This is a genomic window from Arthrobacter sp. SIMBA_036, assembly GCF_046535135.1.
Classification (GTDB): Bacteria; Actinomycetota; Actinomycetes; order Actinomycetales; family Micrococcaceae; genus Arthrobacter.
Map to the genome: position 1 here is coordinate 1 of NZ_JAWRXG010000214.1, position 267 is coordinate 267.

Genomic DNA, 267 nt, shown 5'->3' on the forward strand with positions numbered 1-267 from the left:
CTACCTTATTTTTAGCAAATGAGATATTAAATGAAGTATTCCATGTAAAGTTTTCATTTTTAATATTCACGGTATTTAACGAAAATTCCAATCCCTTATTTTCTAAGGTTCCGGCATTTCTATATATTGGCGCTACCAATTCTCCCATTACATAAGGGAAAATCAAGTCTGTAGTTTTTCTTCTGTAAGCATCTGCTGTAAACCTAATTCGGTTATTCAAAACAGAAAGGTCTAAACCAATATTGGTGTCTGTTGTTGTTTCCCAGG

Annotated in this window: 1 protein-coding gene; it reads right to left on the reverse strand. The window is 33.0% G+C overall.

The genetic code is table 11. The features are described from left to right. On the reverse strand, nt 1-267 hold a 267-nt coding region (locus tag SB659_RS19660; RefSeq protein ID WP_410551625.1), incomplete at both ends, for a TonB-dependent receptor domain-containing protein.